Annotated in this window: 6 protein-coding genes; 4 read left to right on the top strand and 2 right to left on the bottom strand. The window is 70.0% G+C overall.

Translation table 11 applies throughout. The features are described from left to right. The 3 genes from D7V97_RS37400 to D7V97_RS37410 all read left to right on the top strand — a co-directional run. The coding region (locus D7V97_RS37400; protein ID WP_233583472.1) for a glycosyltransferase family 4 protein at nucleotides 1–1,254 on the top strand (1,254 nt) is incomplete at its 5' end. Next, on the top strand, nucleotides 1,251–2,576 hold the full coding sequence (locus D7V97_RS37405; RefSeq protein WP_120615389.1) for a lipopolysaccharide biosynthesis protein: 1,326 nt from the start codon (nucleotides 1,251–1,253) through the stop codon (nucleotides 2,574–2,576). The genes D7V97_RS37400 and D7V97_RS37405, both read left to right, overlap by 4 nt. Nucleotides 2,577–2,692: 116 nt before the next feature. After that, entirely contained in the window at nucleotides 2,693–3,460 is a 768-nt protein-coding gene (locus D7V97_RS37410; protein WP_120615392.1) for a sugar transferase, read from the top strand. Here D7V97_RS37410 and D7V97_RS37415 read toward each other — a convergent pair. Together D7V97_RS37415 and D7V97_RS37420 are read right to left on the bottom strand one after the other, a co-directional pair. After that, complete coding sequence (locus D7V97_RS37415; protein WP_120615390.1) at nucleotides 3,381–4,532, bottom strand: aminotransferase class I/II-fold pyridoxal phosphate-dependent enzyme; 1,152 nt, start codon at nucleotides 4,530–4,532, stop codon at nucleotides 3,381–3,383. The genes D7V97_RS37410 and D7V97_RS37415 overlap by 80 nt on opposite strands. 129 nt (nucleotides 4,533–4,661) lie before the next feature. Continuing rightward, entirely contained in the window at nucleotides 4,662–5,972 is a 1,311-nt protein-coding gene (locus D7V97_RS37420; protein ID WP_120615391.1) for a hypothetical protein, read from the bottom strand. Nucleotides 5,973–6,344: 372 nt separating this feature from the next. Between D7V97_RS37420 and D7V97_RS37425 the strand changes: the two genes are divergently transcribed. After that, nucleotides 6,345–6,996 (top strand): GNAT family N-acetyltransferase (locus tag D7V97_RS37425; protein WP_233583473.1); only part of this gene is annotated, 652 nt, incomplete at its 3' end.

Here is a 6,996-nt window from a genome sequence, read left to right on the forward strand (position 1 = left end):
CCCTTCCCCAACCCGCGTTCACCGGAGCCACCTGAGATGAAGATCGTCTACCTGCACCAGTACTTCAACACGCCCACCATGCACGGCGGCACCCGCTCCTATGAGCTTGCGCGCCGGCTGGTCGGCATGGGGCACGAGGTCCACATGGTGACCTCCGACTCCCAGCCCGTGAACAAGGCCCGCGGCTGGCGTGAGACGAACGAGGCCGGCATCCAGGTGCACTGGCTGCCGGTGCCCTACAACAACACCATGAGCTACCCGGACCGCATCCGGGCCTTCAGCCACTTCGCGGTCAACTCCACGCGCCGCGCGGCGCAGCTGTCCGGGGACGTCTTCTTCGCCACGAGCACGCCCCTCACCATCGCGGTGCCGGGCATCTTCGCCTCGCGCTGGAACAGCCGGCCCATGGTGTTCGAGGTGCGCGACCTGTGGCCCGCCATCCCCATCGCCGTGGGCGCGCTCAAGAGCCGCCCCGCCATCCTGGCCGCGCAGCTGTTGGAGAAGGCCGCGTACGCGGGGGCGGAGCACATCATCGCGCTGTCGCCGGGCATGAAGGCCGGCGTGGAGGCGGCGGGCGTGTCGCCGGAGAAGATCACCGTCATCCCCAACCTCTGCGACCCGGAGCGCTTCCAGGTGCCGGCTTCCGCGGGCGAGGCGTTCCGGCAGAAGTACGCGTGGCTCCAGGACCGCCCCATGGTGCTGTACGCGGGCACGCTGGGCCTGGTGAACGGCGTGGACTACCTGGTGCGGGTGGCCGCGGACATGCTGAAGCGGGACCCGGAGGTGCGCTTCGTCATCATGGGCAAGGGCCGCGAGGAGGCATCGCTGCACGCGCTCGCGGAGAAGCTGGGCGTGAAGGACCGCAACCTCTTCTTCCTGCCCAGCGTGCCCAAGGCGCAGGTGCCCGCGGTGCTCAGCGCGGCCACGATGGCCACGTCCCTCTTCACCAACGTGGAGGGCATGCAGGACAACTCCGCCAACAAGTTCTTCGACGCGCTCGCCGCGGGTCGGCCGCTCGCGCTCAACTACGGCGGCTGGCAGGCGGAGATGTTGGACCGGGAGCCGTTCGGCCTGCGCCTGCCGCCCAAGGACATCCCCGCCGCGGCGGCGCTGCTGGCGCAGAAGCTGCGCGACCCGAAGTGGCTGGCGGAGGCCGGGGTGCTGGCGGCGCGCCTGGGCCGTGAGCGCTACTCCGCGGACACCGCGGCGAAGCGGCTCGCGGAGGTGTTGCAGCGCGCGGCGGCGCGGTCGTGACGCCGCGCTCGGTGGGGAGCAACTTCGCGTGGACGCTCTCCTCCGGGCTCGGGTACGCGCTCGCGCAGTGGGGCGTGCTGGTGGTCTTCGCCCGGCTGGGCACCATGGAGGAGCTGGGGGAGTTCGCGCTCGCCCTGGCCATCACCGCGCCGGTGCTGCTGCTGGCGCGCATGCAGCTGCGCACGCTCCAGGCCACCGACGCCCGGAGCGAGCATGGCTTCGAGCATTATCTGGGCCTGATGGTGCTCAACGTGCTCGCCGCCGTGGCGGTGTGCTGCGCCATCGCGGGGTTCGTGGCGGACACTCCGCGCGCGCGCGCCGTCATCGTGCTGGTGGCGGTGGCCAAGGGCTTCGAGGCCGTGAGCGAGGTCTTCTACGGCGCCCTGCAGAAGGCGGAGCGGATGGCGCTCATCGCCCGCTCCATCCTCGCCAAGAGCGTGCTGTCGGTGGTGGGCGTGACGCTCGCGCTCGCGTCCACCCACAGCCCCGTCGCCGGAGCGGCCGCGCTGGCGCTGTCCTGGGCCGTGGTGCTCTTCCTCTTCGACGCGCAGGCGTTGCGGCGCGAGTTCCCCGGCACGCACCCCTGGCGCCCCCTGTGGCGCACGCCGTGGCGCGAGCGGGGCGGCCCCCTCAAGTCGCTCCTGGCGCTGGGCTACGTGCTGGGCATCACCGCGCTCCTGGGGTCGCTGCGGCCCAACATCCCCCGCTACCTGCTGGAGGCGCACTCCGGCCAGGCCGAGCTGGGCATGTACGCCGCGCTCGCGTACTTCACCGCGCTGGGAGGCCGGGTGGTGCACGCGATGGGGATGGCCGTGAGCCCCCGGCTCGGGCGCTACCACGCGGCCGGAGTACGCCAGCGCTTCAGCCGGACGCTCGCGGCCTTCGCGGGGGGCGCGGCCTTGCTGGGCGTGTGTGCCATTGCCTGCGCGGCGCTCCTGGGGCGCTGGGCGCTGACGCTCTTCTACGGGGCCGCGTACGCGCAAAATCTGGAATTGTTCGTCTGGCTGATGGGGGCCGCGGCGCTGGAGTACATCTGCGTGAGCCTCCAGGTGGGGCTCACCGCGGCGCGCGAGCTGGGCGGACAGGTGGTGCTGCTCGTCGTCTCCGTGGGCGTGGTGATGTTGGCCAGTCTCTGGTGGGTGCCGACGGTGGGGCCCATCGGGGCCGCGTGGGCGCTGGGGCTCGGGTGGATGGCGGAGCTGACGGGCAGCCTCCTGCTCACCGTGCGCGCGTGGCGGCGGATGGGGCGCCAGCAGACAGACCCCGCGCCCGCGGATCCGGCCACATCCGCCGTGGATGCTCGGGAGCCAACAGCGGGCTGAGGCCCGGGGGCCGTGGTGGAGTGCCTGGGTGACTTCTAGTCTGGCCAGGCTTCGAGCGTGTGGCGTCATCGGAGCGCGGCACCGTTCCTGACGCCATGCATTGGGAGCCCTCCATCATGCAACGACAGTCAGGCGCCGGGCTGTTCCTCAAACGATGCTTCGACCGGTTGGCAGCAGGGGCGGGGCTCTTGTGCCTGTCCCCGCTGCTGGCCCTCACCGGGCTGTTCGTGCGCGCGACCCTGGGCAGCCCCGTCCTCTTCCGCCAGGTGCGACCGGGCCTGGGAGGAAGGCTGTTCACCGTCTTCAAGTTCCGCACGATGCTCGAGGCGACGGACGCGGACGGCAACGCGCTGCCGGACGAGCAGCGCCTCACCTGGGCCGGGCGCCTCTTGCGCTCCACCAGCCTGGACGAGCTGCCGCAGCTGTGGAACGTGCTCCGGGGCGACATGAGCCTCGTGGGTCCCCGCCCGCTGCTCGTCGAGTACCTGCCGCGCTACTCCCCCGAACAGGCGCGGCGCCATGACGTGCTGCCGGGCATCACCGGCTGGGCGCAGGTCAACGGCCGCAACGCGCTGAGCTGGGACGAGCGCTTCCGGTTGGACGTCTGGTACGTGGATCACTGGAGCCCGGCGCTGGACGCGAAGGTGCTCGCCCTGACGCTGCTGCGCGTGGTGCAGCGGCAGGGCATCTCCTTCGTGAGCGAGGCGACGATGAACAAGTTCCTCGGCAGCGATGCGCCGGCACGGCCCGCGCCCGTGCCGGCGGCCCCCGTCGTCCCGCGCCGGGAAGCCGCGGCCAGCCCGGTCAGCTCCCCGTACGACGGGCCTGGTGCCGGTGCACGCGCCGCACCACCTCCACCACTCGCGTCAGGTCGTGGTGGGTGAGGTTGGAGCCGGAGGGCAGGCACAGGCCGTGCTCGAACAGGGACTCGGCCACGCTGCCCCGCCGCCGCTCGAAGGAGGCGAAGACGGGCTGCAGGTGCATGGGCTTCCACACCGGCCGCGCCTCGATGTTCTCCCGCTCCAGCGCGGTGCGCACCGCCTCCCGGTCCGCGCCGAACGCCTCCGGGTCGATGGTCACGGTCGTCAGCCAGCGCGTGTGACGGCCCCACGAGGCCTCGGGCATGAACGCGAGGCCCGGCAGGTCCTCGAAGGCGTTCGCGTAGAAGGCGTGGTTCGCGCGCCGCGCGGCCACCCGGTCCTCCAGCACGTGCAGCTGTCCCCGCCCGATGGCGGCCAGCACGTTGCTGAGCCGGTAGTTGTAGCCAATCTCCGAGTGCTGGTAGTGCGGCGCGAGGTCGCGCGCCTGGGTGGCCAGCTTGAGGGCGTGCTGGACCAGCTCCCCGTCCGGGGACACCAGCATCCCGCCACCGGAGGTGGTGAGGATCTTGTTGCCGTTGAAGGAGTAGATGCCCACGCGGCCGAACGTGCCCGGGGCCTTCCCCTTGTACGTGCTGCCCAGGGCCTCGGCCGCGTCCTCCACCACGGGCACGCCGTAGCGGTCACACGCGGCGATAATTGGATCCAGGTCCGCGCTCTGGCCGTAGAGGTGGACCACGATGACGGCGCGCGGCAGCCGGCCCGTGCGGGCGCGCATCGCGAGCTCCTCCTCCAGCAGCGCGGGGTCCATGTTCCAGGACGTGCGCTCGCTGTCGATGAAGACGGGCGACGCGCCCAGGTACCGGATGGGATTGACCGACGCGGAGAACGTGAGCGTGCTCACCAGGACTTCGTCGCCGGGCCCCACGCCCACCAGTTGCAGGGCCAGGTGGAGCGCGGCCGTCCCGGAGCTCAGCGCGAGCGCGTGGGGCGTGCCCACGCACCGGGCGAACTCCTCCTGGAACGCGTCCACATGCGGGCCCAGGGGGGCAATCCAGTTGCTCGCGAAGGCGTCTTCGACATAGCCGCGCTCGAGCGCGCCCATGTGGGGCGAGGACAGGTAGATGCGGGAGGACATGCGGGGGCTCCGGGTCGGGCCGGGTCCAGACCCCGGCATTGCCCGAAGCGTTCGCACACGCCCTCCTCCCGCGCACTCGGGCGGGAGGAGGGGGTGTTTGTTCGCATTAGGAACCGCGGATCCGCGGAACTACAGCGCGGAGCCGCCGTCCAGCAGCTTCACGTTCAGCGCGGCGTTGCCGTAGAACTGGGTGTTCTGGCCCACCGAGTGCGTCTCCAGGCGGCGCTGGAGCGCGATGTCGTAGCGGCCCAGCTTCATCAGGCCGTCATTGAACCAGCCCGTGCCGGTGCCCGTGCCGTCCACGTAGTTGGCGTAGCGGCCGGCCGAGGGCCAGATGACGTTGTTGAGCGTCACGACGAACTTGCGCATGTCCGCGTCCGTCCACTCCATGCCCGCGTCGTGGGCCTCGGTGAGGTAGGCCATCACGCCGTTGCCGTGGGCCACGTCCTGGCCGGGGCGCGACTTGGAGCCCCACTCGGCCGCCCAGAAGTACGCGGCCGGGTTCACCATGCTGGTCATCAGCTGACCGCGCAGCGACGAGGAGTTGTTGGGCATGTCGCGGTTGATGTTGTTGACGACCGTGAGGTAGGTCGCCTTCTTGGTCGCGTCCGTCGTCATGCGCGACAGGTCCAACGCGATGTATGCCCAATGCGACGCCATGTGCGTGTTGACGCGGTAGAGGTAGCTGTTCGCGCCACGCTTGTTCCACTTCTCGAACATGTTCTTTTCGGTGAACGCCAGCAGCTTGTCGTACTGCGCGCGGTAGGTGGCGTTGCCGTACAGTGCGGGCGTCTCCTTGATGACACGCAGCATGCGCGTCACGTACCGCCAGCAGTAGCTCTCGAACAGGGGCACTTCCTGGCCCAGCGTGTCCGAGCGCGCCGACGCCCAACCCAGGTAGCCATCCTTGAACTGGCTCTTGGGCAGCGCCGCGGACGACTTCGCGTGGCCGACCATGTTGTTGACGTAGAGCAGGGCCCGGTCCAGGTACTGCGTCTTGCCCGTGGCGCGATACATCGCGGTGTTGCCGTCGATGCCGTAGGCCAGGTCGTAGAACTGCCAGCTGTCGAGCGAGTTGCTCTTGGGCAGGAAGCTGGAGGTGTGCTCCGAGTTCCAGCGGTTCAGGAACAACGTCTCCCAACCCGCGACGGTGCGCAGGCCGGTGACGGCCTGGGTGGTGGCCCCCAGCGAGGGGGCTCCGGCCTCCTCCGAAGAGGGAGCAGGCGAGGCCGTCTCCTCGGAAGGGGGAGCAAGCGCGTCCGTTCCGGGGTTGAGGGCTTCAGGGCTGCCAGGCGAGGCTTCTTCACGGGTGTCCGTGGCTGTTTCACCAGGAGCGGGGGTCTCCGGGTTGGGTCCACAGGCACTCCCTACCAGCAGGGCGAGCGACATCATGGACGTCAGGGCGAAACCACGCGTGTTGCGACGACGAGATTCGAACATCAGGGGGATCCCGGAGGGCAGGACCGGCGGAAGGCCCGGTCAGCTACCCTGGCTGAGGGAACGCCGGAGTGCGTTCGCGAGCCGCTGAAAGACCTGAGGGACCCTCCGAATTCCTTTGTGATTAGACAAAGATTGAAGCGGCTTGCCCGTTTGTCTTCATTGCAAGTCCTCAGGGGCCTGAGTGCCTGAGCCGGTGTGTTCTGTTTTCCGCGCAGGACGGGGGAGGAAGAGATGAGGAGGGTCCAAGCGACCGCCGTGCTGGTTCCCGATGCGGGAGCTTCGGCGTTGTCAGGGGAGTACTTCCGCTCCGCGCATCACCTGCGGGCTGAACAGGTAACCCATACACTCCGCATCCAGGATGATACCGGGGGCATGCTGCGCGTGCCACTCATCGTGCGGCCCATCGAGGGGACGCCCTACCGCGACGCGATCTCTCCGTATGGGTTTCCAGGCGGCGCGGTGGACGGTCTGTGCGACGTGCCGAAGCACGCCGTGGACTGGAGGGCCACGGAGCTGGTCAGCATCTTCGTGCGCGACCGGGTGGAGGGGCCCCGCTGCTTCGCGGACGCGACGGCGCGCAACGAGGTGTTCTTCGTCGACCCGCGCCGGCCCCTTGAGCTGCGGGAGACGCACCGCCGGCACATGCGGCGCAACGCGCGGCTGGGCTTCGTGAGCACGGTGCGTGCGGCCTCCGAGGCCCCATGCGAGGAGAAGGAGGGGTTCCAGGCCGTGTACCGGCAGACCATGCTCCGCGACGGCGCCAGCCCGCGGTACTTCTTCACCGACGCGTACTTCGAGGAGCTGTTCGCTTCGCCCGTGACCTGGCTCGCGACGACGCGCGCGCCCGACGGCCAGGTGGCGTCCGCGTCGGTCGTCGTCCGCAGTGACGGCCTGCTGCACTACTACCTGGGGGGCACGGCGGATGCGCACCTGGCGCGCTCGCCGGCGAAGAACGTCTTCGAGACCATGATCGAGCTCTGCCAGCGGTTGGGGCTCCCGCTCCACCTGGGGGGTGGGCTCCAGC

Source organism: Corallococcus sp. CA053C, from assembly GCF_003611675.1.
Lineage (GTDB): Bacteria > Myxococcota > Myxococcia > Myxococcales > Myxococcaceae > Corallococcus.